The organism is Rhizobium sp. R86522, assembly GCF_042466255.1.
Lineage (GTDB): Bacteria > Pseudomonadota > Alphaproteobacteria > Rhizobiales > Rhizobiaceae > Allorhizobium.
This window is the reverse complement of the sequence record NZ_JAXHBX010000001.1, coordinates 3,731,239-3,755,669: the sequence shown is the minus strand read 5'-3', so window position 1 is coordinate 3,755,669 and position 24,431 is coordinate 3,731,239. Positions and strand designations below refer to the sequence as shown.

Sequence of the window (24,431 nt, the reverse complement as noted above, 5' to 3'; positions counted from 1 at the left end):
TGCCGTAATTGTGGTTCATCCGGCCAATGCCGGATGTCACGATCCCATAAACAGCGAGCGCCGGAATATCCGGCGCCCGAAAGGATCGTTGTTCGAAACGCCTGAGATCAGAGCGTACGCGTGATATGTTCCACGCGGAAGCACTCGATCGTGTCGCCGGCGCGGATGTCTTCGTAGTTTTCGAAGGCCATACCGCATTCCTGACCCATCGGCACATCGGACACTTCGTCCTTGAAGCGCTTGAGCGTCTTGAGCTTGCCTTCGTGGATCACGACATTGTCGCGCAGCAGGCGAACGCCCGCACCACGTTCGACCTTGCCCTCGATAACGCGGCAACCTGCGACCTTGCCGGTCTTGGTGATGTTGAACACCTCCAGGATCTCGGCATTGCCGAGGAAGGTTTCGCGACGCTCCGGAGAGAGCAGGCCCGACATCGCTGCCTTCACGTCATCCACCAGATCGTAGATGATGTTGTAGTAGCGGATCTCGATGCCGGCACGCTCGGAAGCGGTACGAGCCTGGGCGTTCGCACGGACGTTGAAGCCGATGATCGCGGCATTGGATGCCTCGGCGAGCGAGATATCCGATTCCGTGATGGCGCCGGCGCCCGAATGGACGATACGGGCACGCACTTCGTCGGTGCCAAGCTTGTCGAGTGCCGCGACGATCGCTTCCACAGAGCCCTGAACATCGCCCTTGATGACCAGCGGGAACTCCTTGAAGCCGGTGTTCTGCAGCTGGCTCATCATCTGTTCCAGCGAACCGCGCTGACCCGACTGGCGGGCGACAGCCTTGTCGCGGGCGAGACGCTGACGATACTCGGAGATCTCGCGAGCGCGGCTCTCGTTTTCGACGACGGCAAACTTGTCACCGGCAGCAGGCGTGCCCGACAGGCCGAGGATCTCGACCGGCATGGCAGGACCCGCTTCCTTGACGTGCTCACCCTTGTCGTTGACGAGGGCGCGAACGCGGCCCCACTGGTCGCCGGCAACGATGATCTGGCCGGGCTTCAAGGTGCCCTTCTGGACGAGAACCGTCGCAACGGCACCACGACCGCGGTCGAGTTGTGCTTCGATAACGGTACCTTCGGCAGTCCGCGTCGGGTCGGCCTTCAGGTCGAGGATTTCGGCCTGCAGAAGCACGGCTTCGAGCAGCTTGTCGAGGTTGAGCTTGTTCTTCGCCGAGACTTCGACGTCGAGCACTTCACCGCCCATCGATTCAACGAAGACTTCATGCTGCAGAAGCTGCTGGCGAACCTTGTCCGGGTTAGCCTCATGCTTGTCGATCTTGTTGATCGCTACGATGATCGGAACGCCGGCAGCCTTCGCATGGCTGATGGATTCGATCGTCTGCGGCATCACGCTATCGTCTGCTGCAACCACGAGGATCGCAATGTCGGTCGCCTGGGCGCCACGGGCACGCATTGCGGTAAACGCTGCGTGGCCGGGGGTGTCGATGAAGGTGATCTTCTGGCCGTTCTGCTCGACCTGGTAAGCACCGATATGCTGGGTAATGCCACCGGCTTCGCCCGATACGACCGAGGTCTTGCGGATGGCGTCGAGCAGCGAGGTCTTGCCGTGATCGACGTGACCCATGATCGTGACCACGGGCGGACGAGATACCAGCTCGCCTTCGTCGTCCTTGACGTTGAAGATGCCTTCTTCAACGTCGGATTCCGATACGCGCTTCACGGTGTGACCGAATTCGGTGGCGATGAGTTCTGCAAGGTCGGCATCGATGATGTCGCCCGGCTTCATCATCTGACCTTCCTTCATCAGGTACTTGATGACGTCGACGGCGCGCTCGGACATGCGCTGCGACAGTTCCTGAATGGTGATGGTCTCAGGCAGAATAACCTCGCGCATGACCTTTTCACGGGTCTCCTGCATCTGGCTGCGGCGGAACTTCTCCTGACGGCGGCGCATGGCAGAGAGTGAGCGGCCACGGGCGGTGCCGTCATCCTCGACATTGGCCGTGGTGACGGTCAGCTTGCCACGACGACGGTCCTCTTCGACCTTCGGACGGGCAGGGACCTTGGGGGCCACGGGCATGGCGACCTTACCCCGACCGGGGATCGTCCGCGGGGATGCACGGCCCTCGTCTTCGTCATTGGTCTTGCGTCCACGCACGAACCCAGGTGCGCCGGGTGCCGGAATGGCCGTACGGTTCACGACGACGGGCGCATCAGCCACCGGCGCCACAGCGGGCTCAGCGGCAACTTCAGCTTCCGGCTGTGTCTCGGGCTGCGGCTCGGCGGCGCGGCGTGCTGCCTCTTCGGCGGCCAGGCGTGCGGCTTCCTCGGCTTCGGCCTTGCGGCGAGCTTCGTCGATCACGCGCTGCTTGGCTTCCTCAACTTCACGAATCTGGGCTTCGGCAAGGGCGCGGCGACGCGCTTCCATCTCGCCGGCCGACAGGTCGTGCAGAACGGCACCACGCGGACGTTCCGGTTGGCGCTGCGGCTGCGAGGGCTGCTGGCGTTGCGGCTGTTGGGGGCGCTGCGGCTGCTGCGGGCGATGCTGCTGTGCCGGTGCCGGTGCCGGGCGCGCAGCTGCAACGGGTGCCGCAACCGGCGAAGGTGCCTGTGTCGGCGCCGGCGTCGGAGCTGCCGCGGCCGGTTCCGCACGAACAGGGGTGATCGGCGTAATCGGTGGCTTTTCGTCGAGCGGCCTGGTCGTCCGGCGCTTCACCGTTTCGACGACGACCGACTTCGTACGGCCGCGCCCCATGTCCTGGCGCACGGTACCCTGGCTCATCCCCGATGGTTTCAGGGTGAGAGTCTTCTTCACGCCGATAGTCTTGTCGTCTTTGTTGTCGGTCATTCCGTTCCCGTTCCTTCGAGCGGGGCCGGATGCCGAGCATCAGGCCTCGCCGTTCACATACTGTCCTAAACCACGGAGGCCGACCTGTGCCGGTGACCGCGTCATTGTGATTTCGGGCCAGCGCCCGATACCCGCGGCGTGCCGCGGTAGGTTTCGAGCAGAGTTGCGCGCTTCACTACACCTTCACCTGCCTGCCCTGCAAGCACGCAAGCATGGATAAACGCATTCTGGCCCATCTGCTCGTCCAATTCCGCCCCGGTGAGCAGGTGAAAGGCGGGAACTTCCGCCTCTGCCCCTGTTCCGAGGTGCCAAGCCTTTCGGGCCTGGTCGATCTTTCTCACGCCATCTGGCGCGGCATCCTGCGAATGGAAGACCGCGATGGCTTCTCCGCTGCGCACCGCCGCCTCGACCTTCGCCGCCCCGGTGATGAATTGGCCGGCTTTGCGGGCCATATTCATCATCCCGATCAGCTGCGTGACCAGAAGCCGCTCGACCACGGACCCGAGTTCCGGATCCGCCTTCACATCCCGTTTCAGTGCCCGGGCGAAGAGCTTCTTCGCCACGGCCTTGTCGACGGCCTCGCGGCTGGGGCTGACCCAGCAGCCCCGGCCCGGAAGCGCCCGCTTCAGATCAGTGACCACGGTCCCGTCGGGTGCCGCCACGAAACGCAGAAGCGTCTCGGGCGATCCGCTTTCGCGGGTGACGATGCACATGCGTCCGTTCACGTCGGAGAGGTCGAAGTCGTCTTCGGCCTCTGTCGCGTCGGGCGTCTGCGCGCCCATCACGTTGCCTGCTCGGCTTCTTCGCCTTCGAGTACGCCTTCAGCTTCGACTTCGGCTTCGGCCGCGAGGTCTTCCTCGGTGATCCAGCCGGCTGCGAGGCGGGCCTGCACGATCATGGCTTCAGCTTCGGCGCGCGAGATGTCGAATTTCGAGAACAGGCCCTCGAACTTCTTGGTCTCGCCGTCCTTGCGTTCGCTCCAGCCGACCAGGTCGTCGGCAGCGCAGCCGGCGAAGTCCTCGACCGTCTTGATGCCGTCTTCGCCGAGCGCGACCATCATCTGCGAGGTCATGCCGTCGATCTGGCGCAGTTCGTCCGCAACGCCGAGTTCGCGGCGCTTCGCATCCATCTCTGCCTCGATCTTCTCGAGGTACTCACGGGCGCGGGTCTGAATTTCCTGCGCGGTGTCTTCGTCGAAGCCATCGATCGACGCAATTTCGTCGAGCTCGACATAGGCAACTTCTTCAACCGCAGCAAAACCTTCCGACGCCAGAACCTGGCCGACCATTTCATCGACGTCGAGCGCATCCATGAACAGGTTCGTACGCTCGTTGAATTCCTTCTGACGACGCTCGGATTCTTCCGCTTCCGTCATGATGTCGATATCCCAGCCGGTCAACTGCGATGCCAGGCGAACGTTCTGACCGCGACGGCCGATGGCCAGCGACAGCTGCTCGTCCGGAACCACGACTTCGATGCGCTCTGCATCTTCGTCGAGAACGACCTTGGCGACTTCAGCCGGCTGCAGGGCGTTGACGATGAAGGAGGCCGGATCCTGGCTCCACGGGATGATGTCGATCTTTTCACCCTGCAACTCGCCGACGACGGCCTGAACGCGCGAACCGCGCATACCGACGCAGGCGCCGACCGGATCGATCGAGCTATCGTTCGAAATCACGGCGATCTTGGCGCGCGAACCCGGGTCACGGGCAACCGACTTGATCTGGATGATGCCGTCGTAGATCTCAGGAACTTCCATGGTGAACAGCTTCACCATGAACTGCGGATGGGTACGCGACAGGAAGATCTGCGGACCACGCTGCTCGCGGCGAACATCGTAGACATAGGCGCGGACGCGGTCGCCGTAGCGGAAAGCTTCGCGCGGGATCATCTCGTCACGACGGATGATGCCTTCGCCACGGCCGAGATCGACGATCACGTTGCCGTATTCGACGCGCTTGACGGTGCCGTTGACGATCTCGCCGACGCGATCTTTGAATTCGTCGAACTGGCGGTCACGCTCGGCTTCGCGAACCTTCTGCACGATGACCTGCTTGGCCGACTGGGCGGCAATACGGCCGAAGTCCATTGGCGGCAGCGGATCGGCGATGAAGTCGCCGAGCTTGGCATCGACATTGCGGTCACGGGCCAGCTCAAGTGCGATCTGGGTCGCGTAGTCCTCGACCTTCTCGACCACTTCCAGAAGGCGCTGCAGACGGATCTCGCCGGTCTTGGAGTTGATGTCGGCGCGGATGTTGGTTTCGCTGCCGTAGCGCGACCGGGCAGCCTTCTGAATCGCGTCGGCCATGGCGGCGAGCACGATTTCGCGGTCGATCACCTTTTCACGGGCGACGGCATCTGCGATCTGCAAGAGCTCAAGCCTGTTAGCACTGACTGCCATTGTCTTAGGTCTCCGTCTTCACGCCCGGGCATCGGCCTCGGGCTATAGGTCAAAACGTTATTCTTCGCTGTCGTCTTCGTCGTTCTGGTTCGCGGCCTGCGCCTTGGCGAGCTTGTCGGCACGCAGCGCATCACGGATCAGATCGTCCGTCAGAATGAGTTTGGCTTCAGCGAGTGTGTTGAAGGGGATAACCACCTTCGGCTCTTCGCCATAGGCCACCTGATCGCGTTCCAGGGTAAAGCCGTCCTGGTTCACGTCGGTAATCTTGCCGCGGAAGCGCTTGCGGTTGTCGACCAGGATCGACGTCTCGCACTTCACGATATGGCCCTGCCAGCGGCTGAAATCCGACTTGCGAACCATCGGGCGGTCGATGCCCGGCGACGACACTTCCAGATGATATGCCTTGTCGACCGGATCCTCGACGTCGAGAACCGGGGAAACTGCCATCGATACGGCTTCGCAATCTTCGACGGTCATCGTGCCGTCGGTGCGTTCTGCCATGATCTGCAGTGTCATTCCGTTCTGGTTCATCATACGCACGCGAACCAGCTTGAAATCCATCGCGACGAGCACGGGCTCGATAATCTCTGCGATACGACGGTCAAGGCCCGTCTCGATGATGATCCGTGCTTCGCCGAGTTCCGGCTTCGGCATATCTTCGGACAATCGTTTTACTCCCGATTGGCTGTGATCGCCAATAAAAAAGAGCGGGTCCTTTCGGGCCCACCCTTCATCTGTCGATCAAGAATTTGAAGCTCATATAGCCGACCGCCCCGGCTTTTGCAAGCTTTTAGCGGAAGGGTGAAAACAAACTTGCCATCCATGCGTTGCGCAAGGCAAGGTTTGACCCGCCGCAGCTGTTTCCAAACATGGTTGTGGCCAGAGAAGTTCAAGACATGTCCACACACGAAAGCCGTTCCCCGCTCCTGCCGCTGCGCAACGAAGCCTATCGCCGGATCTGGCTCGCCAGCATCTCGTCCAATCTCGGCGGTCTGATCCAGGGTGTTGGCGCCGCCTGGATGATGGCCTCGATCTCAACCTCCGAAAACATGGTGGCGCTGGTTCAGGCCTCGAACACCGGCCCGATCATGCTCTTGTCCCTGATCGCCGGAGCCATCGCCGACAGCTTCGATCGACGCCGCGTCATGATCGCCGCCCAGCTCTTCATGATCGTGGTCTCGGCGCTTCTGACGCTGTTTGCCCTGCTTGATCTCATCACGCCCTGGGCGCTCCTCGCCTTCACCTTCCTCATCGGCTGCGGCACCGCGCTCAACAACCCGTCCTGGCAGGCCTCTGTCGGCGATATCGTCCCGAGGGCGGATCTGCCTGCCGCCGTATCGCTCAACAGCATGGGCTTCAATATCACCCGCAGCGTTGGCCCAGCGATTGGCGGTGCAATCGTCGCCGCCGCAGGTGCGGCAGCCGCCTTTGCGGTCAACACGCTGTCCTACTTCGCCATTACCTATGCCCTCTTCCGCTGGCAGCCGAACATTCCGAAGAACCCGCTGCCACGCGAGCAGCTCGGCTCGGCAATCGGCGCCGGCCTGCGCTACGTCGCCATGTCGCCCAATCTCGGCAAGGTGCTGTTCCGCGGCTTTGTCTTCGGTCTCACCGCGACCGCCATTCTTTCGCTCCTGCCGATTGTTGCTCGCGACCAGCTTTTGGGCGGCCCGCTCACCTTCGGCGGCTTGCTCGGTGCTTTCGGCCTCGGCGCCATCTTCGGCGCACTCGCCAACCAGCGCGCCCGGGAACTGCTGTCGAGTGAAGACATCGTCCGCGCCGCCTTCGCCGGCTTTGCCGTTGCCGCCGGCGTCACGGGCATCAGCACCTCGGTCTGGATCACGGCGATTGCGCTGATGGTCGCTGGCGCCTGCTGGGTTCTGGCGCTCTCGCTGTTCAACACCGTCGTCCAGCTTTCGGCACCCCGTTGGGTCGTCGGTCGGGCCCTCTCGCTCTACCAGACCGCGACCTTCGGCGGGATGGCAACGGGCAGCTGGCTCTGGGGCAGCGTCGCCGAAAGCTACGGGTCCGACCACGCGCTGGTGGCCTCCAGCCTTTTGATGATGGTCGGCGTCTTCATCGGCTTCTTTCTTCCCATGCCCGCTTTCGCCACCCTTGATCTCGATCCGCTGAACCGTTTCAACGAGCCCGCCCTCAAGCTCGACATCCGCCCGCGCAGCGGCCCGATCGTCATTCACGTCGATTTCGAGATCGCCGACGAAGACGTTCCAGAATTCCTAAGGATCATGGTCGAGCGTCGCCGTATTCGCCTGCGGGACGGTGCGCGCAACTGGACGCTGATGCGCGATCTGGAGAACCCTGACATCTGGACGGAAACCTATCACGTGCCGACCTGGGTGGACTACGTCCGCCACAACCAGCGCCGCACCAAGGCCGATGCCGAGATCACCGACCGCCTGATCGAACTGCATCGCGGTGACAGACCGCCCAAGGTCCACCGGATGATCGAACGTCAGGCAATCCCACCGGCCGACGACGTCTTCCACCAGTCGCATATCGATCACCACTGATGGCGGGTATCAGCGCAGCTTGGCCTTGAGGTCTGCACTCGGATAGCAGCTGGGTTTCATCCCGTTCTTCGCCTGCCATTCGCCGAGCGACCTCCGCGTCTTGAAACCGGGCAGGCCATCCACCTTGCCGACATCATAGCCTTGCGCCACCAGCGCCTGCTGCATGGCAAGCACATCCGAGCGCAGCATCTTGCCGACATCGCCCCAGGGCGCCTTGAAAGCACCGCCACCGCTCGCAATCCGGTCAGCGAGATTGCCGATGAACAAGGCATAGAGGTCGGAATTGTTGTATTCCTTGAGCACGTAGAAATTCGGCGTCACCAGGAATTCCGGACCATAGGTGCCGGCCGGCACCAGCATCATCGCCGGCTGAGACGCCTCCGACGAAGGGAATGCTCGACCAGAAATCCGCGTCAGCCCGCCACTCGCCCAGGCCGACACCGCCTTTGCTCTGTCCGGACCTTCCTGTGCACAGGAAACGCCGTCGGGAATGGTGATCTCGTAACCCCAGTCGCGACCCCTCTGCCAGCCGCTCTTCACCAGATAGTTGGCTATGGATGCCAATGTATCCGGCACCGAATTCCAGATGTCGCGCTTGCCGTCGCCGTCGAAATCGACGGCGTATTTCAGGTAGCTTCCCGGCATGAACTGCGGCTGTCCCAAAGCCCCCGCCCAGGAGCCCATAAGCTTCTCGGCACTGACATCCCCGCTTTCGACGATATGCAGCGCCGAAATCAGCTCCTGCTGGAACATCGGTTTGCGCGTCGACATGAAGGCCTTGGTCGCCAGCACGTCGATCGCCGGATGCGGCAGCTTTGCCCGGCCATAACCCGACTCGCGGCCCCAGATCGCAACGATGATCGAGCCGGGAACGCCATAGGTCGCCTCGACCTTGCGCAGTGTCGCCGCATGCTGACTTGCCAGGGTCCGACCGGTCGCGGCCAGTCCCTGCAGACGCTTCTCATTGAAATAGGAGGCTGGTGAGCTGAACTCTGCCTGGCTCTGCGTGCGCTCCCTAGGCGGCGCTGTGCCCGGAGGCACGAGATCAGGCAGGTCCCAGTTCAGCTGGACGTTCTGAAGCGTCCGGTCGAATATCTCCTTGCTGATCCCGCCTTCCTGAGCGGCGCGCCAAAGGTCGCTGGCGATCCATTGCCGGAACTGTGCCTCGACGGCACTGCGCGACGCGGCGGCGGCCGACGAGGCGAAACTCCCGGCCAGAACCAGTGAAACGGTGGTCAGTATCAAGCGAAACGGCTTTCGAAGTCGTGCCATCGATCGTTCCTCCCGGAATACAGTCAGATTGCAGTGCGTGCCCTGATCGCCGCAGACAGTGTTCCCTCGTCCAGATAGTCGAGCTCGCCACCGACAGGTACGCCATGGGCAAGCCGCGTGATCTTCACATCAAGCCCTGTCAGGTGGTCGGTTATATAGTGTGCTGTGGTCTGCCCCTCGACGGTCGCGTTAACAGCGATAATGATCTCGCGGACCCCGCCTTTCGCTACCCGGTCGATCAGCCCCTTGATGTTGAGATCATCAGGCCCGATCCCGTCGAGTGGCGACAACGTGCCCCCCAGCACGTGATAGGCGGCATTCATCGCGGCTGCGCGCTCCAGTGCCCAGAGGTCTGAGACGTCCTCGACGACGATGATGACAGACTGGTCGCGAGCGACGTCAGTGCAGACGGTGCACGGATCGACGGTGTCGACATTGCCGCAGCAGGAGCAGATTTTCACCTTGTCATAGGCCTCGCCCATGGCGTGACCCAAGGGGCCGAGAAGCTGATCCTTCTTCTTGATCAGATGCAGTGCTGCACGCCGTGCCGAGCGTGGTCCAAGCCCAGGGACTTTCGCCAGGAGCTGGATGAGTTTCTCGATTTCGGGGCCGGTGACTCGTTTTGCCATGGCGGCGTTTCTAGCCCATATAGACGCCAAACGGAATCGCCGAAGGAGCGCCCCAGATGAAAATCCTCGCCGTCTGCCTTGGTCGACCCGAGATCCTGCCGGGGAAGAAATACAAGACCGGCATCAACAAGCTCGCCATCCGGGGTCCGATCATGGTCGATGCCGAAGGCCTCGTCGGAGACGCCATCCTCAATCGCAAACACCATGGCGGCGTCGATCAGGCCGTCTATATCGAGGGCTCCATCGATCTCGACTGGTGGCAGGCCGAGCTCGGCCGCGATCTGCCCTATGGCACGTTCGGCGAGAACCTCGTGATCGAAGGCCTGGAAAGCGCCCAGTTGGCGGCCGGCGACAGGCTGGCGATCGGCGAAGTGCTTCTTGAAGTCACCTCCGCCCGCATGCCCTGCGCCACCTTCGCCGCCAAGATGGGCGATCCGACCATCGTCAAGCGCTACACCCGCGCCGCCCGCCCGGGCGCCTATGCACGCGTCCTTCTGGGTGGCATGGTCGAAGCCGGCCAGGCCGTCGAATTCACGCCCTGGAGCGGCGACCGCGTGACGATGCGCGAGATGATGGCGACCTTCGGCCGCAAGCTGAGCGAGGCCGATCGAGCCCGTTATCTCGCCGCACCCGTCCACTACAAGGTCAGGGATGCGATCCGCGCCGGGGAGATGTGAGCCTCCGCCAAAGGTCGTAAAGCCGCCCGGCTTTACCCGCCCCATGCTTCTCGCCATCATGCCGCCCGCTTGGAGGAGTGATGGACCCGAGGAGAACAGAGCTGACCGCAGCCGATGGCGTGCGGCTGACCGGTCATTGGTGGCGATCCGCTGACGGAGCGCCTGTCGGGACCGTCATCGTCAATCCGGCAACTGGCGTCCAGGCCCGCTATTACCATCGCTATGCCGCCTACCTCGCGGCAAACGGCTTTTCCGTCCTCACCTATGATTATCGCGGTATAGGGCTCTCCCGTCCCGAAAGCCTTGAAGGATCGACCTTCACCTGGCGCCAATGGGGCGAGCAGGATTTCGATGCCGCGCTGCGCCAAGCGCTGCAGGAGGACAAGACGGGACGCGTTCTTGTCGTCGGCCACAGCATCGGCGGCTTCCTGCCGGGCTATTCGCCGGCGGTCGGGCGCGTCTCGGCCATCCTCTCGGTCGGCGGGCAATACGGCTATTGGGGGGACTATCTGCCAGCACGACGCCTGCCGCTCTTTTTGAAATGGCATGTCGCGATGCCGGCCATTACCCTTGCACTAGGCTATTTTCCGGGCAAGCGCCTGGGTTGGCTGGAGGATTTGCCGAAAGGGGTCGCCTATGGCTGGGGGCTGCAGCAGGGCCGGGCGGAACAGGGCCTGTCGCGAGAGGCGGCCGAAGTCATGCGCGACAGGTTCGCCACCGCAGCCTGCCCGATCCTCAGTGTCGCCATGTCGGATGACGAGATCGCGACGCCGAAGGCAATAGATCGTGCGATGCGTTACTATCGCCGCGCGGCGGTGACCAAGGTGCTGCTCGCACCACAAGACCTCGGTTTTGACCGTATCGGTCACTTCGATCTCTTCCACGCCCGCCATGAGGGTGGCTTCTGGAGTGAGAGCCTGGTGTTTCTACGCAAAGGGAAGAATCCTTGGGGTGATCGGGTCTATCGCTGACAGACCCGATCACCTTTTTCGAGCAGAATGAACTGCTTGATCAGAACGGGAACTTCATGCCCGGCGGCAGCGGAATGCCGGCGGTCAGTGCCGCCATCTTTTCCTGCGCCTGGGCTTCGCCCTTGTCCTTGGCATCCTTGTGGGCGGCAACGATCAGGTCTTCGAGGATCTCGACATCGTCTTCCTTGAACAGTGACGGATCGATCTTGATGCTGCGCATCTCGCCCTTGCCGCTCAGGACAACGGTCACCATGCCGCCACCAGACTTGCCTTCGATTTCGAGTGCAGCAATCTCTTCCTGCATCTTCTCCATCTTGGACTGCATTTCCTTGACCTTGCCCATCATGCCCATGATGTCGCGCATCGTCATCTCCTTGGATTGTTGTCGTGTTTTGCGAAAAGGGTTTCAGGCCTTAGAATTCGATGTCGTCGCCCGGCAGGATGTCGCCCTCGGCGGATTCGGCTGCTGCCGGCGGTGCCGCCACGATGTCGTCGTCCTCGATCGCAGCTGCCTTGATCCGCACGTCGGTCACCTTGGCGCCGGGAAAACGTGCGAGGATCGCCGCGACATCCGGGTCCTGCCGCGCATCGACCAGCCGCGCCTCGCGGGTCGTCTTTTCGACTTCGACCAGAGTCGGCGCGCCCGCCTCGTTGGACAGCGTCACCCACCAGGTGATGCCGGTCCACTCGCTGAGCTTCATCTTCAGCTCGTTGACGATACCAGGCGGGCATTGCGATTCGAGGCGAATCTCCAGCCGGCCCGGCTCGATCTTCACGAGATGCACGAACTGGCGAAGCTGAGCCCGCAACACGGGCGCCCGATTCTTGGTGCAGAGATCAGCGATATCGTCGAGTGTCTCAACGCGAACGCCCGGGACCGGCGCTTCCTCGGCCTTGGCTTCCCGCCGCTCCATCGCTTGCGGCAGCGCATCACCAGCCGGCACGCTCTGCAGATGCGCAATCGGTTGGCTCATTGCCGGGCGCGGGGCGCTATCCTGCGAGGGTTGGCCCACGGCCTGCACGCGCATCGCCATCGAGGCCCCACCGCCGCCGCCATTCGGCCGCGGCGCAGAAGGCGCGCGATCTCCGCCACCTTCACCATTCGACAATTCGAGCAGGCGTCGCGCAGCATCTTCGGGCGAGGGCAGGTGCGCGGCATGCGCCAACCGGATCAGCACCATCTCGGCAGCACCTGCCGGTCGCGACGAGGCCTCCGCTTCCGGGATGCCCTTGAGCAGCATCTGCCACATGCGCGACAGCGTCGTCACTGCCACGTTCTCTGCGAGGTCGGCGCCGCGCACGCGCTCGACTTCGGAAAGCGAGGGATCCTGTGCGGCTGAGGGAATGTATTTGAGCCGGGTCACCAGATGGGTGAAATCGGCAAGATCGGTCAGCACCACGGTCGGGTTGGCACCCGCCTCATACTGGCTGCCGAATTCGGAAAGGGCTGCTGCCACATCACCGCGCACGATATGGTCGAAAAGGTCGACGATACGGGCCCGGTCTGCAAGACCCAGCATGGAACGCACGGCATCGGCATGCACCACGCCGCTGCCGTGGGCGATCGCCTGGTCGAGCAGCGAGAGCCCGTCACGTGCCGAGCCTTCTGCAGCACGCGCAATCATCGCCAGCGCGTCTTCGTCCGCCTCGATGCCTTCCTTCGACGCAATGGTCGAAAACAGCCCGACAAGATCCGCCGCACTGATGCGACGCAGGTCGAAGCGCTGGCAGCGGGAGAGCACGGTGATCGGGACCTTGCGGATCTCGGTCGTCGCAAAGATGAACTTCACATGCTCCGGGGGCTCCTCGAGCGTCTTCAACAGCCCGTTGAAGGCCGCCGTCGACAGCATGTGCACTTCGTCGATGATGTAGACCTTGTAGCGCGCTGAAACCGGGCGGTAGCGCACCTGCTCGATGATCTCTCTGATATCGTCGATACCGGTATGCGATGCCGCATCCATCTCGATCACGTCGACATGCCGGCCTTCCATTATCGCCTGGCAATGTTCGCCGGGGATGCGAAGGTCGATCGTTGGCTTGTCGATCTCAGCGGTCTTGTAATTCAGTGCACGCGCCAGAATACGGGCCGTGGTCGTCTTGCCCACCCCGCGCACGCCGGTCAGCATATAGGCCTGGGCGATGCGGCCGGTTTCGAACGCATTTGTCAGCGTTCGCACCATCGGCTCCTGGCCGACCATCAGGTCCGTGAAATCCTTGGGGCGATATTTGCGGGCGAGAACGCGGTAGCCGCCGGGGGCGGGCTTGGCCTCTGCAGTCGGCTCGAAATCGCTCATCGCGTTGCCAGCTTCCCCGTCGCCCGGCTCCGGGCATGGCACGGCCCGTGTTGGAAACAAAGGCCGGAAATGAAGATGAGGTGGGAGGCTGGCACGATGACCCGTGCCGCGCTCGTTAGGGCTGCTTCCTTCCGGACCTGACCCGGTTGGCGAGTGGCTCGTCCACCACCAACCTCCCAAGGAGACATATCGGCAATAACGTCGCCAAATGCAAGCCAAGCGCCAAAAAAACTGCTAAGCAGGTTCCGGAAAAATGTCCTGCGGTTTTCCGATCAGAACCTGCGACAAAGAAAGATCGCCAGACAGCATTGCCTGGCATCAAAAAAAACAAAGCGGAGAGAAACACCGTGCAGCCATTCACCCTGGATGAGCGTCTTGGCAGAGACAGCGAGTCGATCCTGAAACTCGGCCTTTGTGACCTGCGGCTTGCCCGGGATAGCCGCTGGCCTTGGCTGATTCTCGTCCCCCAGCGCCCGGATGTCTCGGAGATCTTCGACCTGACCCCGCTTGATCAGGCAATGCTGGCGTTCGAGCAGGTGACCGTGGGGACGGCTTTGAAGAAGGTGAGCGGTGCCGACAAGATCAACATCGCCGCCATCGGCAATATCGTGCGCCAGCTTCACGTCCATGTCGTCGCACGCAGCGAGAATGATCCCAATTGGCCCGGCCCCATCTGGGGCTTTGGCCAGTCTGTCCCCTATGAGGAAAAGGCCTTCGAGGCGATGAAGCACAGGATACTTGAAGCATTCCAATGAAGAACTCGATTTTCCTCAACCGTGCCCCCCATCTTGAACCCAGCGAACTTACGGCCTTTTCCGGCAACAAGCTCGACCGTGACAGCGAACATCGCGACGAGACCTCGCTTGAGCAGGCACTCAAGGTCGAGGGCATGCACATCCTCGCCTTCTCCGGCACTCAGCTGGTACTGAAGCATGATGGCCAGGTTCTCGATCCGCTCTTTGCCCCTTACGAGCTCGCGGATCTCCAGCCGAACTTCGATGACGCCATTCTGCTCGGCCACCAGGCCTCCGGGGAGCCGCGTCTTGCAGTCCCCGTCAATGTTCCCCCGGAAGCGCTCGCCGCCCAATACAAGCCCGCCGACCCCCGTGCGCTTTTCCGCGATGCCCTGATCGGTGACGAACTGCTCGGCGAAGTCGCCCAGGCACTCAGCCTCCTGCGCTGGAACGCCGACAACAAGTTTTGCGGTCGCTGTGGCGGCACTATGGACATGCTCATCGGTGGCTACAAGCGCAAATGCACCGCCTGCAGCCACGAAATCTTCCCGCGCACCGATCCGGTCGCCATCATGCTGGTCGTCGATGAAAAGAAGGATCGCTGCCTGATGGGGCGGAGCCCGCGCTTTCCGGCAGGCATGTATTCCTCGCTTGCCGGTTTCGTCGAGCCGGGCGAGACGATCGAAAACGCCGTCCGCCGCGAAACACGCGAGGAATCCGGTATCACAGTCGGCCGCGTCCGCTACCACGCCTCACAGCCTTGGCCGATGCCGCACCAGCTGATGATCGGCTGCTACGGCGAGGCGATGAATTTCGACATCACCTTCGATACCGCCGAACTCGAAGACTGCCGCTGGTTCACCCGCGACGAGATTGGCCGGATGCTGTCGGAGGGTTCAGCCGATGGCAGGACCCTGCCGATCCACGGCACGATCGCCCGTCGTCTGATCGAGGATTGGTACGAGTGGCGGCACTGAGCAATTCCTGCCGAAGTGCGTAGCGGTTCTGCGGCCGGAATTGCGCGAAAACAAAAATAGAGCGTTCCGGCGCTTCTTTTCGCCGGAACGCTCTATGCCGCCACCGTAGTGATCAGAGCTTGCCGCGCATCTCATGCGCCTTGTAGACGCCGAGGATGCGCACCTTCTCGGAGAAGAAGCGCAGCTCTTCCAGTGCCCGCTTGACCGGCGCATCGTCCGGGTGCCCCTCGATATCGGCATAGAACTGTGTGGCGATGAACTTGCCGCCGATCTGATAGCTTTCGAGCTTGGTCATGTTGACCCCGTTCGTCGCAAACCCGCCCATTGCTTTGTAGAGGGCTGCCGGAATGTTGCGCACATTGAACACGAACGTCGTGATGAAGTGCTCGTCATCGCTCACGCGTTTCGGCTCGTCCTCGTCGCGGGATAGCACGACGAAGCGGGTGACGTTGTTTTCCGAATCCTCGACATTCTCAGCGATGATGTCGAGCCCGTAGAGCGGTGCCGCAAGCCGCGGCGCAAGGGCTGCCATCGTGCGGTCGCCCTTCTCCGAAACGAGCTTGGCAGCCCCCGCCGTATCGCCGGCGACGACTGCCTTCCAGCCATGGCTGCGGATGATCTTGCGGCACTGGCCGAGCGCATGGATATGGCTGTGGACAGTGCGGATCTCATCCAGCTTGACGCCCGGCAGCACCATCAGCTGGAAGCGGATCGGCATGAAATACTCGCCGACGATATGCAGGCGCGACAGCGGCAGCAGGTAGTGGATGTCGGCGACGCGACCGGCGAGCGTATTTTCAATCGGGATCATCGCCAGATCCACTTCTCCCGTCTCCAGCGCCACGAAGGCATCCTCGAAGGTAGGGCAGGGCAGGGGCTCCATGTTGGGGAACATGTCGCGGCAGGCCATGTCGGAATTGGCGCCGTAGTCGCCCTGGAAGGAAATCTTGTTCGTCGGTGCCAAGGGATCAGTGTCCTGCGTTTGAGGAGGATGCGGAAAAGATGCGGCGTGCTTTTTCAAGGTCTGCGGGCGTGTCGACGCCGAGCGGCACGGTTTTCACGATCTGGGCATCGATCCGCATGCCCGCTTCCAGCGCCCTGAGCTGTTCGAGCGATTCCCGCTTTTCGAGCGTGGACGGGCGCAGAGTAACGAAGCGTTCGAGCGCGGCGCGCCGATAGGCGTAGAGCCCGATATGGTGGTAGAGCGGGCCGGCACCGTAGGGCGCGGTGGCACGCGTGAAATAGAGTGCACGCAACCTGTCCTCGGAAAGCGGCGAGCCGATTACCTTTACCACGTTCGGGTTCGTCTTCTCCTGCTCGTCCTCGATTTCGACGGTGAGCGTGGCGATGTCGACTGCAGGATCTTCCAGTGGTTCAAGTGCCGCGCGGATGGTCTGCGCATCGATCGTCGGCAGATCGCCTTGAACGTTGATGACGATCTCGGCCACGCCATCGGGGTCTACCTTCGTCAGCGCCTCGAAAATGCGGTCGGAACCGGACTGGTGATCCCCACGGGTCATGACCACTTCGAAACCTGCGGCCTCAACGGCGTCGAAGACCCTCTGGTCGTCGACGGCGACGATGATTCGCCCGACCTCTGCCTCCTGAGCCCGTTTTGCGACCTGCACGATCATCGGCAGACCTGCGATGTCGGCCAGCGGCTTGTCCGGAAGACGGGTCGACGCCATGCGTGCCGGGATCAGGATCAAGGTTTTGGCAGCTCTGCCTTCATTCATGTCCATAACCCCTTCAAATCACCATACAGAAGTGTCAAATAGTCCCAGCCGCGGGACCATAATCGTGTTGCAAGTGTTATGCAAAAGACATAGGTTCCGCGCGATTTCAAGATCGTCCGGTTGCTCATCGGCCGGCTGCACGGGGAGCTTTGCAGATGAACTCTTATACCAACATGGGCGTGGGTGCCTTTCTCGGCACCGTCTTCGTCCTGATGTCTGTGTCCATCGCGTCGGAAGGGATATTCCATTCTGAAGCGCCTGAGCAGGAAGGCTTCGCCATCGTGGCCGAAGAGTCTGCTCCGACTGACGCAGCACCGGAAGTCGCTGCCACTCCCATCGCAGTCCTGCTGGCCAGCGCCGATGCAGCCGCGGGTGAATCTTCTTTCAAGAAGTGCGCGAGCTGTCACACCGTCGACAAGGGTGGCGCCAACAAGGTTGGCCCGAACCTCTATGGCCTTGTCGACCGTCCGATCGCCTCGCATGAAGGCTTCAGCTATTCGGCTGCCATCAAGGAATTTTCGCAGGGCGGCAGCGAGCTCTGGACCTGGGACCACCTGAACGAATTCCTCCTCGCTCCGAAGCAGCATATCCCCGGCACGTCGATGGGTTTCGCAGGCCTCAAGAAGGACGACGAACGCGCCAACGTGATCGTGTATCTGCACACCATGGCCGACAGCCCGGTTCCGCTGCCGTCGCCTGAAGCTGCTGCACCGGCTGAAGATGCTGCTGCGCCTGCTGACGCCGCTCCGGCAGATGCCGCTGCCGCACCTGCAGAGGCTCCGGCGGAAGCCGCCCCGGCAGACGCGGCGCCTGCGGCTCCAGCTGAGCCCGCGCCAGCTGCCCCGGCAGAGCCTGCTCCTGCACAGCCTGCAACGCCCTGATCGTCATAGCCCGCTGGCATTGACGCTACTGAGACACGCGCCCGGCCCTTGTGGTCGGGCGTTTGTTTTGTCAGCGTCAGAGTAGGAACAGCGCCCAAAGTGAAACGGTTGCCACGCCGGCAGCAGTCGAGAGGGTAATGACCGAGGCTGCCAGTCCCTGGCCCACACCGAAGCGGTTTGCAATCAGCCAGGCATTGATACCCGTCGGAACGGAAGAGGTCAGAACGAGTGCTGCCGTCCATTGCGGTGAGAGCCCAAGCAGCGTGGATGCGAGCCAGACCACGGCTGGCATCAAGCCGAGCTTCAGCAGCGAAATGCTGCCAGCAATTTTTATGTTTCCCGCCATCCCGTATTTGTTCAGCGTCATGCCGAGCGAGATCAGTGCTGCCGGTGCTGCCATGCCGGCTACCTGAGCGACGATGCCGTCGATCAGCGCCGGAACAGGGGTGCCTACAAGCTGCAGAAGGACCCCGCCGGCGAGGCCAATGATCAGCGGATTGCGCACAAGATTGCCGCCCACCTGTTTGGAAACAGCGATAATGCCTGTGGCATTGCGTCCTCCGCTTCTCTGCTCTGCCCGTTCCATGGCCAGAACGCCGGCGATCATCATCAGCGGCAGGTGCACGGCGAGCAGGATCGACATGGCGACGATCCCTTCCGGTCCGACGGTGCGTTCGACAAGCGGCAGGCCGATGAAGACATTGTTGGCAAAGGCTGCGGAAACGCCCGCGAGCACGCCGACCTTTTGGTCACGTCCGAAGATGCGCGTTGCCAGAAGATGGCCAATGATCCAGGTGATCAGAACCCCGGAGAAATAGGCGATCCACAACCGAAACGGAGAGGCGCCGTGGAAGTCGGCATTGGCGATCGTCCGAAGCAGAAGGAGCGGCACCGCGACCTTGAACACGAAGTCGCCCAACCCGTCACCGATCTCCGCGGTCAGGATCTTCAACCGGACGAGCGCCCAGCCAAAGAGAATGAGAATGAAGATGGGAAGGACGTCCTGGGCAACGGTGGTCATGAAAATCGACTCGTCATGGCAAGAAAGCCCTTCTTAGGCTTCTTGCCGCGCCCGGCCAATCCATCAGAAACGACAAAAGCAGGCGGGAGCCTGCTTCGACGCCCGGTCACACCGGGGTGGGATCTGCCGCCAGTACATCCGTGGTCGGCTTTCCCGTACGGAACCGTTCATGTCCCGGTGGACTCCAGGGGAGATGGTCATCCACGGCGAGTTTGATACCCGCCCGATGTAACGACCAGATGACGTCGGTCTGCTTTTCCCTTCCCATCGGCGGAAAAACGGCTATGACCGTCAGGCCAAGCAAACGGAGCCCCGGACCTCATGAGCCAGTTCGATGTCCTGACGATCGGCAACGCCATCGTCGACATTATTTCTCGCTGCGACGACCAGTTTCTGATCGACAATGCCATTACCAAAAGCGCAATGAACCTGATCGACGCCGAGCGTGCCGAACGGCTCTACGGCATGATGGGGCCGGCTGTGGAAGCCTCTGGCGGCAGCGCCGGCAACACGGCGGCCGGTATCGCCAATTTCGGCGGCAAGGCTGCCTATTTCGGCAAGGTGGCAGAGGATCAGCTCGGTGAGATCTTCACCCATGACATCCGCGCCCAGGGCGTCCATTTCCAGACCCGTCCCCTGGGCAGCCAGCCACCGACGGCCCGCAGCATGATCTTCGTCACCGAAGACGGCGAGCGGTCGATGAACACTTATCTCGGCGCCTGCGTCGAGTTCGGCCCCGAGGATGTCGAGCCCGACGTCGTCGCCGAATCCAAGGTCACCTATTTCGAGGGTTATCTCTGGGATCCGCCGCGCGCCAAGCAGGCGATCCTCGACTGCGCCCGCATTGCCCACGAGGCGGGCCGGGAAATGTCGATGACGCTCTCCGACAGCTTCTGCGTCGGTCGCTACCGCGCCGAATTCCTTGACCTGATGCGCTCCGGCACGGTCGACATCGTCTTCGCCAACGAGCAGGAAGCCCTGTCTCTCTACGAAACGGACGATTTCGCTCACGCGCTTGATCTGATCTCGAAGGATTGCAAGCTGGCCGCCGTTACCATGGGCGATCAGGGTGCCGTCATCGTCAAGGGTGAGCAGCGCATCCGTGTCCCCGCGACCAAGGTGGAGACGGTGGTCGATACGACGGGCGCCGGCGATCTCTTCGCCTCCGGCTTCCTCTATGGCTACACCAATGGTCGAAGCTTCGAGGATTGCGGCCATCTTGGCTGCTATGCGGCTGGCGTCGTCATCCAGCAGATCGGCCCCCGACCGATGATGTCGCTTGCGAAGGGCGCTTCGGCGATCGGCCTTATTTGAAGGCCTCGCCCGGGTAGGCGCCCCAGATCTCATTCTGCGAGATCCAGCCGTTGACGCCGCCGGCCTCGGCCTGACACCAATTGCCGTTGCACTCCTTGAGCCTGAGCACGACGCCGGGCTCGAGCTTGGCAATGATGGCTGCGGACGAGTTGGAATCGCGTCGCATCATGACGTAGACAGCGTCGCCATTGCCGCGCATCCACGGGGCGGCAACCGCCGTGCGCTCCCCGGTGAGTAGGGTCTGGTTCACCCAGCCCTCGGTCCCGTCAGCATCGCGGATCTGCCGCCAGTTTTCGTATTCGCGGATGATTTCGACCGGCAGTCCCGACTTCATGTAGCGCCAGGAGACGGCGTAGTCGGTGCTCGGACCGATACGCAGGTTCACCCTTTCGGCCTTCAGGCTGACGAACCGCGGCAGCGGCAGCCCGCTCGAACCCTTGGTCGTGGATTGGGCATGACCGGCGATCGGGCCGGCCACGAGAGACAGCGCAAGAACGCTGAATGCAATGCTGACGCGGCACAGATTATGAAACATGGTCATTCCGGGCTTAAGCTGTGGAAATGAAGGGCTTTCTGACCACCCCGAGACGCGTCGCGCGTATCAGGGACAAATCCGCCGTCATCCGACGAGTTTTGTTTGTCTTCGCCGACGGGTTTGGTAGAAATTGCCTTCCTGAGAAGCGAAGTATCCCGCGACTTGGTTAACGAGTTCTGAAGAAGGCATCGATGCGGCCCATGACGAACAGGAAAAGACCCCAGGTCTATATCACGCGGAAACTGCCCGATGCCGTGGAAACGCGCATGCGCGAGCTCTTCGATGCGGAATTGAATGTCGATGACAAACCTCGCACGCGCGAAGAATTGATCGCCGCCGTCAAATCGGCAGACGTGCTTGTGCCGACCGTGACCGACCGAATCGATGCAACCCTGATTGCCGAAGCCGGCCCGCAACTGAAGCTCATCGCCAGCTTCTCGAACGGTACGGATCATATCGACATCGATGCCGCCGCGAAAAAGGGCATCACCGTCACCAACACGCCGAACGTTCTGACCGAAGACACGGCCGACATGACCATGGCGCTGATCCTCGCCGTGCCGCGCCGTCTCGTTCAAGGCGCGCGCGTGCTGATGGACAAGCCGGGCGAATGGGAGGGCTGGTCGCCCACCTGGATGCTCGGTCGTCGCATCTGGGGCAAGCGCATCGGCATCATCGGAATGGGCCGCATCGGCACTGCCGTGGCCCGCCGTGCCAAGGCCTTCGGCCTGTCGATCCATTATCACAACCGCAAGCGGGTCAGTCCGGCGACCGAGGACGAGTTGGAGGCGACCTATTGGGACAGCCTCGACCAGATGCTCGCCCGCGTCGACATCGTTTCGGTCAACTGCCCTTCGACGCCGGCAACCTTTCACCTGCTCTCGGCCCGTCGCCTCGCCCTGCTGCAGCCGACGAGCTACGTCGTCAACACCGCCCGTGGCGACATCATCGACGAGGACGCGCTGGTCCAGGCATTACGTGCCGGCAAGATCGCCGGTGCGGGTCTCGACGTGTTCGAGAACGAGCCAGCAGTCAACCCGAAGCTGGTGAAGCTCGCCAACGAGGGCAAGGTGGTGCTCCTGCCGCATACTGGTTCGGCGACGATCGAAGGCCGCATCGATATGGGCGACAAGGTCATAATCAATATCAGAACCTATTTCGACGGCCACCGCCCGCCGAACAGGGTGCTGCCGAACCGCAACTGAACCGCGTCAGGTCAGTCGCTTCTGCATCTCGATATAGGTCGGGCGGTCATAGCCGGCATGGCTTCTCTCGGCGGTTCTGATGAACCCCCAGGCGCCGAACCGGTCATGGTTGCCGGTCAGTTCGATCCGGGTCTCTAGCCGCAGCGCCTGTTTGCCTAAGCGTTGGGCGATCGCCTCGCCCTCCGCCAGCAGACGTCCGCCGATCCCCTTGCCTTGCGCCTCTGCGGCAACCGCGAGTTTGCCGAGATAGAGAAAATCCGGTTCGGGACGCAGAAAGGCGCAGCCCGCGAGGTTTGCGTCCATCTCTGCGATCAGTGCGATTTCGTCACGGGCCTTGTCCGTTAGGGAGGCGATGGTCAGGCGATGCGCGGAGGAGGGAGGGTCGATGACGCCGTCCATATAGGCGAAGGACGCCATGATCAGCGCCAGCAGTTCCTCGTACTGCGAATAGCTCGGATCGATCTGACGGATGACGATGCTCATGTTCCTGCCCGGCGTTTGTAGCGGATGGTATCGAAACGGGCCGCAAGCCCATCATACATCAACAGCCGTCCGACCAATGGCTCGCCGATCCCGGTGATCACCTTGATCGCCTCCATGGCCATCAGGGTGCCGATGACACCCGTTAGCGCGCCGATGACACCGGCTTCTGCACAGGCTGGGATCAAACCCTCTGGCGGCGGTTCGGGGAAGAGATCGGTATAGCGCGGATACGCCACCCCGTCCGGCCCGCTCTCATAGGGTTTCAACACTGTCACAGTTCCGTCGAAGCGCCCGACGGCCCCCGTTACCAGCGGCACCTTCGCAAGTTCCGCAGCATCCGCTGCCGCATAGCGCGTAGAGAAATTGTCGGAGCCGTCGATCAGCAGCGTGAAGCGGGAGAGATGATCCCGGGCGAATGCGGCGTCGAATTGCTTTTCGTAGGAAACCGTGCGGCAATGCGGATTGAGCCGTGCGATGGCCCGCGCCGCACTCTCCGACTTCTTCTCCGAAAGCGTTCCCGTGTCGTGGATCACCTGCCGCTGGAGATTGGAGAGCGACACACCGTCGTCATCAACGATTCCGAGCGTGCCGACGCCGGCCGCTGCCAGATATTGCAGCACTGGCGAGCCGAGCCCGCCAGCGCCGATCACCAGCACGCGTGCGGCTTTCAGCAGTTGCTGCCCATGGCCGCCGACTTCGGGCAGCAGGATGTGGCGATGATAGCGGGAGAGTTCTTCGGGCGAGAGCGGGTCCATGGGCGCTACCTTGCCACCCGAGAATGAAGATGAAAAGCGCGCTCACGCATCGATCTCACCGTCTGTCACCGTCACGAACTGCGCCCGGTCGCCCAGTGCAGAAAACATTGCCTTGTCCGTGCCCGTCATGAAAGCCTGGCCGCCGAGTGCATCGATGCGGGCAAAGAGCGATGCTCGCCGGCCTTCGTCAAGATGCGCGGCGATCTCGTCGAGCAGCAGGATCGGCGCAAAGCCCGTCATGGTCGCAACCAGTCGCGCATGAGCAAGCACCAGCCCGATGAGGAGAGCCTTCTGCTCCCCCGTCGAGCAGCGCTCGGCGTCCATGTCCTTTTCGATGTGTCGGACCATGAGATCGGCGCGGTGCGGACCATCCAATGTCCGGCCGGCTGCCGCATCCCGATGGCGGGATTGTGCGAGGATCTCGATGTAGCGTTCCTCGAATTCGAAGGCGGGTAGATCAGCCAGATCATCGAGAAAGCCGGTCAGGGCGAGGGAGGCAGATGGAAAGGCGGAGGTTTCCCTGTCCGCCTCGATCAGGCCGGAGAGCAATCCCAGCATCTCGCGCCGTGCGGCCGCCATGGCAACGCCCAGCGCTGCCATCTGCTGCTCGATGCCGGACAGCCAGGTCGGATCGAAGCGCCCTTCCGAAAGCAGCTTGTTGCGGCTGCGCATGGCGCGCTCGAAATCGCTGGCTCGTCGTCCATGTGCTGGGTCGAGGGAGAGGACCAGCCGATCGAGGAAACGGCGCCTGTCGGAAGAGGAGCCGGTGAACAATCCGTCCATGGCTGGCGTCAGCCAGAGGATGCGCAGGTGGTCGGTGAGTTCGTCGACCGACTTTGCCGCGCCGCCATTGATCCGCAGACGCCGGACGAGGTTGCCTTCCTCCGTGGTCTCTGTGCCGGTGCCGATATCGGCCTCGCCAGCCATGCCGTCAATGGCGGCAAAGACGGTGAAGCTTCCGGAGGCCCCAATACGCGGAATGTCAGAGAGCACCGCACGGCGCAGGCCACGCCCGGGCGAGAGGAAGGAGATCGCTTCCATGAAATTGGTTTTGCCGGCCCCATTGTCGCCGACCAGCACCACATGCCGTCCGTCCAGCGGAAGGCCTGCCTGCGCATAGTTGCGGAAGTCTGTAAGTTTGAGCCGTTGGATCTGTGTCTTCTGGGTCATCGGTCGGATTCGCTGTCGCCTTGAGC

General features: G+C 62.2%; 23 protein-coding genes and 1 other RNA gene. 8 read left to right on the top strand and 16 right to left on the bottom strand.

Annotation, left to right across the window (positions count from 1 at the left end):
* Nucleotides 1-107: 107 nt before the first annotated feature.
* From infB to rimP, 4 genes are all read right to left on the bottom strand, one after another.
* A complete protein-coding gene (gene infB / locus SJY08_RS18215) occupies nucleotides 108-2,819 on the bottom strand; it encodes a translation initiation factor IF-2 (RefSeq protein ID WP_054149386.1) in 2,712 nt (903 codons plus the stop codon).
* Nucleotides 2,820-2,920: 101 nt separating this feature from the next.
* A complete protein-coding gene (locus SJY08_RS18210; RefSeq protein WP_377277410.1) occupies nucleotides 2,921-3,601 on the bottom strand; it encodes an RNA-binding protein in 681 nt (226 codons plus the stop codon).
* Nucleotides 3,601-5,220 (bottom strand): transcription termination factor NusA, encoded by a 1,620-nt coding sequence (nusA, locus tag SJY08_RS18205; RefSeq protein WP_069042623.1) that lies wholly within the window; start codon nucleotides 5,218-5,220, stop codon nucleotides 3,601-3,603. The genes SJY08_RS18210 and nusA overlap by 1 nt, the downstream gene beginning before the upstream one ends.
* A gap of 57 nt (nucleotides 5,221-5,277) precedes the next feature.
* Nucleotides 5,278-5,874 carry a ribosome maturation factor RimP gene (gene rimP, locus SJY08_RS18200; RefSeq protein WP_069043975.1) on the bottom strand — a complete coding sequence of 199 codons (597 nt, stop codon included), beginning with the start codon at nucleotides 5,872-5,874 and terminating at the stop codon, nucleotides 5,278-5,280.
* Between the two features lie 242 nt (nucleotides 5,875-6,116).
* On the opposite strand from rimP, the gene SJY08_RS18195 reads away from it, so the two are divergent.
* Nucleotides 6,117-7,751 carry an MFS transporter gene (locus SJY08_RS18195; protein WP_153763374.1) on the top strand — a complete coding sequence of 545 codons (1,635 nt, stop codon included), beginning with the start codon at nucleotides 6,117-6,119 and terminating at the stop codon, nucleotides 7,749-7,751.
* Nucleotides 7,752-7,760: 9 nt separating this feature from the next.
* Here SJY08_RS18195 and SJY08_RS18190 read toward each other — a convergent pair whose 3' ends face one another.
* Together SJY08_RS18190 and recR are read right to left on the bottom strand one after the other, a co-directional pair.
* Complete coding sequence (locus SJY08_RS18190; RefSeq protein WP_377277407.1) at nucleotides 7,761-9,023, bottom strand: lytic murein transglycosylase; 1,263 nt, start codon at nucleotides 9,021-9,023, stop codon at nucleotides 7,761-7,763.
* A gap of 23 nt (nucleotides 9,024-9,046) precedes the next feature.
* Nucleotides 9,047-9,652, bottom strand: coding sequence for a recombination mediator RecR (gene recR, locus SJY08_RS18185; RefSeq protein WP_069042621.1), 606 nt, complete (start codon nucleotides 9,650-9,652; stop codon nucleotides 9,047-9,049).
* 56 nt (nucleotides 9,653-9,708) lie between these two features.
* Here recR and SJY08_RS18180 point away from each other — a divergent pair, with 56 nt between their 5' ends.
* Nucleotides 9,709-10,329: an MOSC domain-containing protein gene (locus tag SJY08_RS18180; RefSeq protein ID WP_300889423.1), complete on the top strand. Its 621-nt coding sequence runs from the start codon at nucleotides 9,709-9,711 to the stop codon at nucleotides 10,327-10,329.
* Between the two features lie 80 nt (nucleotides 10,330-10,409).
* On the top strand, nucleotides 10,410-11,300 hold the full coding sequence (locus SJY08_RS18175) for an alpha/beta fold hydrolase (protein WP_377277404.1): 891 nt from the start codon (nucleotides 10,410-10,412) through the stop codon (nucleotides 11,298-11,300).
* Nucleotides 11,301-11,340: 40 nt separating this feature from the next.
* Here SJY08_RS18175 and SJY08_RS18170 read toward each other — a convergent pair whose 3' ends face one another.
* From SJY08_RS18170 to ffs, 3 genes are all read right to left on the bottom strand, one after another.
* Complete coding sequence (locus SJY08_RS18170; RefSeq protein ID WP_054149392.1) at nucleotides 11,341-11,664, bottom strand: YbaB/EbfC family nucleoid-associated protein; 324 nt, start codon at nucleotides 11,662-11,664, stop codon at nucleotides 11,341-11,343.
* Nucleotides 11,665-11,713: 49 nt separating this feature from the next.
* On the bottom strand, nucleotides 11,714-13,594 hold the full coding sequence (locus tag SJY08_RS18165; RefSeq protein WP_377277401.1) for a DNA polymerase III subunit gamma/tau: 1,881 nt from the start codon (nucleotides 13,592-13,594) through the stop codon (nucleotides 11,714-11,716).
* Nucleotides 13,595-13,674: 80 nt separating this feature from the next.
* Nucleotides 13,675-13,771, bottom strand: an RNA gene (ffs, locus tag SJY08_RS18160) — signal recognition particle sRNA small type.
* Nucleotides 13,772-13,941: 170 nt separating this feature from the next.
* Between ffs and SJY08_RS18155 the strand changes: the two genes are divergently transcribed.
* Together SJY08_RS18155 and nudC are read left to right on the top strand one after the other, a co-directional pair.
* Nucleotides 13,942-14,349: an HIT family protein gene (locus tag SJY08_RS18155; protein WP_054149509.1), complete on the top strand. Its 408-nt coding sequence runs from the start codon at nucleotides 13,942-13,944 to the stop codon at nucleotides 14,347-14,349.
* Complete coding sequence (gene nudC, locus SJY08_RS18150) at nucleotides 14,346-15,305, top strand: NAD(+) diphosphatase (protein WP_069042616.1); 960 nt, start codon at nucleotides 14,346-14,348, stop codon at nucleotides 15,303-15,305. Before SJY08_RS18155 ends, nudC begins: the two co-directional genes overlap by 4 nt.
* A 112-nt stretch (nucleotides 15,306-15,417) precedes the next feature.
* Here the strand turns inward: nudC and SJY08_RS18145 are convergent, their stop codons facing one another.
* Together SJY08_RS18145 and SJY08_RS18140 are read right to left on the bottom strand one after the other, a co-directional pair.
* Nucleotides 15,418-16,269, bottom strand: a complete 852-nt coding sequence (locus SJY08_RS18145) for a prephenate dehydratase (RefSeq protein WP_153763381.1) — start codon at nucleotides 16,267-16,269, stop codon at nucleotides 15,418-15,420.
* Nucleotides 16,270-16,273: 4 nt separating this feature from the next.
* A complete protein-coding gene (locus tag SJY08_RS18140; RefSeq protein ID WP_377277398.1) occupies nucleotides 16,274-17,041 on the bottom strand; it encodes a 3-deoxy-manno-octulosonate cytidylyltransferase in 768 nt (255 codons plus the stop codon).
* A gap of 155 nt (nucleotides 17,042-17,196) precedes the next feature.
* Here SJY08_RS18140 and SJY08_RS18135 point away from each other — a divergent pair, with 155 nt between their 5' ends.
* Complete coding sequence (locus tag SJY08_RS18135; RefSeq protein ID WP_377277396.1) at nucleotides 17,197-17,922, top strand: c-type cytochrome; 726 nt, start codon at nucleotides 17,197-17,199, stop codon at nucleotides 17,920-17,922.
* A gap of 76 nt (nucleotides 17,923-17,998) precedes the next feature.
* Here SJY08_RS18135 and SJY08_RS18130 read toward each other — a convergent pair whose 3' ends face one another.
* Nucleotides 17,999-18,943, bottom strand: a complete 945-nt coding sequence (locus tag SJY08_RS18130; RefSeq protein WP_069042613.1) for an AEC family transporter — start codon at nucleotides 18,941-18,943, stop codon at nucleotides 17,999-18,001.
* 321 nt (nucleotides 18,944-19,264) lie between these two features.
* Here SJY08_RS18130 and SJY08_RS18125 point away from each other — a divergent pair, with 321 nt between their 5' ends.
* Complete coding sequence (locus SJY08_RS18125) at nucleotides 19,265-20,257, top strand: adenosine kinase (RefSeq protein WP_377277393.1); 993 nt, start codon at nucleotides 19,265-19,267, stop codon at nucleotides 20,255-20,257.
* On the opposite strand, the gene SJY08_RS18120 is transcribed toward SJY08_RS18125, so the two are convergent.
* The gene (locus SJY08_RS18120; RefSeq protein ID WP_150127470.1) at nucleotides 20,250-20,792 is read right to left on the bottom strand and encodes an SH3 domain-containing protein; all 543 of its coding nucleotides are present in this window, start codon (nucleotides 20,790-20,792) and stop codon (nucleotides 20,250-20,252) included. The two genes, SJY08_RS18125 and SJY08_RS18120, sit on opposite strands and share 8 nt — an antisense overlap.
* Before the next feature lie 200 nt (nucleotides 20,793-20,992).
* Between SJY08_RS18120 and SJY08_RS18115 the strand changes: the two genes are divergently transcribed.
* Nucleotides 20,993-21,997 carry a D-glycerate dehydrogenase gene (locus tag SJY08_RS18115; RefSeq protein WP_054149512.1) on the top strand — a complete coding sequence of 335 codons (1,005 nt, stop codon included), beginning with the start codon at nucleotides 20,993-20,995 and terminating at the stop codon, nucleotides 21,995-21,997.
* A 6-nt stretch (nucleotides 21,998-22,003) separates the two neighbouring features.
* Here the strand turns inward: SJY08_RS18115 and SJY08_RS18110 are convergent, their stop codons facing one another.
* Genes SJY08_RS18110 through recF form a run of 3 tightly spaced genes read right to left on the bottom strand, consistent with a single transcriptional unit; the run spans nucleotide 22,004 to nucleotide 24,405 of the window.
* A complete protein-coding gene (locus SJY08_RS18110) occupies nucleotides 22,004-22,480 on the bottom strand; it encodes a GNAT family N-acetyltransferase (protein ID WP_153763384.1) in 477 nt (158 codons plus the stop codon).
* Entirely contained in the window at nucleotides 22,477-23,235 is a 759-nt protein-coding gene (locus tag SJY08_RS18105; protein ID WP_377277390.1) for a molybdopterin-synthase adenylyltransferase MoeB, read from the bottom strand. The genes SJY08_RS18110 and SJY08_RS18105 overlap by 4 nt, the downstream gene beginning before the upstream one ends.
* Nucleotides 23,236-23,277: 42 nt before the next feature.
* The gene (gene recF, locus SJY08_RS18100; RefSeq protein ID WP_377277388.1) at nucleotides 23,278-24,405 is read right to left on the bottom strand and encodes a DNA replication/repair protein RecF; all 1,128 of its coding nucleotides are present in this window, start codon (nucleotides 24,403-24,405) and stop codon (nucleotides 23,278-23,280) included.
* Nucleotides 24,406-24,431 lie beyond the last annotated feature (26 nt).

Excerpts from the sequence above, each read along its gene's own strand:
- nusA (WP_069042623.1), bottom strand. The coding sequence starts at position 5,220 with ATGGCAGTCAGTGCTAACAGGCTTGAGCTCTTGCAGATCGCAGATGCC.
- SJY08_RS18140 (WP_377277398.1), bottom strand. The coding sequence starts at position 17,041 with ATGAATGAAGGCAGAGCTGCCAAAACCTTGATCCTGATCCCGGCACGC.
- SJY08_RS18190 (WP_377277407.1), bottom strand. The coding sequence starts at position 9,023 with ATGGCACGACTTCGAAAGCCGTTTCGCTTGATACTGACCACCGTTTCA.
- SJY08_RS18120 (WP_150127470.1), bottom strand. The coding sequence starts at position 20,792 with ATGTTTCATAATCTGTGCCGCGTCAGCATTGCATTCAGCGTTCTTGCG.
- SJY08_RS18180 (WP_300889423.1), top strand. The coding sequence starts at position 9,709 with ATGAAAATCCTCGCCGTCTGCCTTGGTCGACCCGAGATCCTGCCGGGG.
- infB (WP_054149386.1), bottom strand. The coding sequence starts at position 2,819 with ATGACCGACAACAAAGACGACAAGACTATCGGCGTGAAGAAGACTCTC.
- SJY08_RS18175 (WP_377277404.1), top strand. The coding sequence starts at position 10,410 with ATGGACCCGAGGAGAACAGAGCTGACCGCAGCCGATGGCGTGCGGCTG.
- rimP (WP_069043975.1), bottom strand. The coding sequence starts at position 5,874 with ATGCCGAAGCCGGAACTCGGCGAAGCACGGATCATCATCGAGACGGGC.
- SJY08_RS18165 (WP_377277401.1), bottom strand. The coding sequence starts at position 13,594 with ATGAGCGATTTCGAGCCGACTGCAGAGGCCAAGCCCGCCCCCGGCGGC.
- SJY08_RS18135 (WP_377277396.1), top strand. The coding sequence starts at position 17,197 with ATGAACTCTTATACCAACATGGGCGTGGGTGCCTTTCTCGGCACCGTC.
- nudC (WP_069042616.1), top strand. The coding sequence starts at position 14,346 with ATGAAGAACTCGATTTTCCTCAACCGTGCCCCCCATCTTGAACCCAGC.
- SJY08_RS18125 (WP_377277393.1), top strand. The coding sequence starts at position 19,265 with ATGAGCCAGTTCGATGTCCTGACGATCGGCAACGCCATCGTCGACATT.
- SJY08_RS18130 (WP_069042613.1), bottom strand. The coding sequence starts at position 18,943 with ATGACCACCGTTGCCCAGGACGTCCTTCCCATCTTCATTCTCATTCTC.
- SJY08_RS18110 (WP_153763384.1), bottom strand. The coding sequence starts at position 22,480 with ATGAGCATCGTCATCCGTCAGATCGATCCGAGCTATTCGCAGTACGAG.
- SJY08_RS18115 (WP_054149512.1), top strand. The coding sequence starts at position 20,993 with ATGACGAACAGGAAAAGACCCCAGGTCTATATCACGCGGAAACTGCCC.
- SJY08_RS18170 (WP_054149392.1), bottom strand. The coding sequence starts at position 11,664 with ATGCGCGACATCATGGGCATGATGGGCAAGGTCAAGGAAATGCAGTCC.
- SJY08_RS18105 (WP_377277390.1), bottom strand. The coding sequence starts at position 23,235 with ATGGACCCGCTCTCGCCCGAAGAACTCTCCCGCTATCATCGCCACATC.
- SJY08_RS18195 (WP_153763374.1), top strand. The coding sequence starts at position 6,117 with ATGTCCACACACGAAAGCCGTTCCCCGCTCCTGCCGCTGCGCAACGAA.
- SJY08_RS18210 (WP_377277410.1), bottom strand. The coding sequence starts at position 3,601 with ATGGGCGCGCAGACGCCCGACGCGACAGAGGCCGAAGACGACTTCGAC.
- recR (WP_069042621.1), bottom strand. The coding sequence starts at position 9,652 with ATGGCAAAACGAGTCACCGGCCCCGAAATCGAGAAACTCATCCAGCTC.
- recF (WP_377277388.1), bottom strand. The coding sequence starts at position 24,405 with ATGACCCAGAAGACACAGATCCAACGGCTCAAACTTACAGACTTCCGC.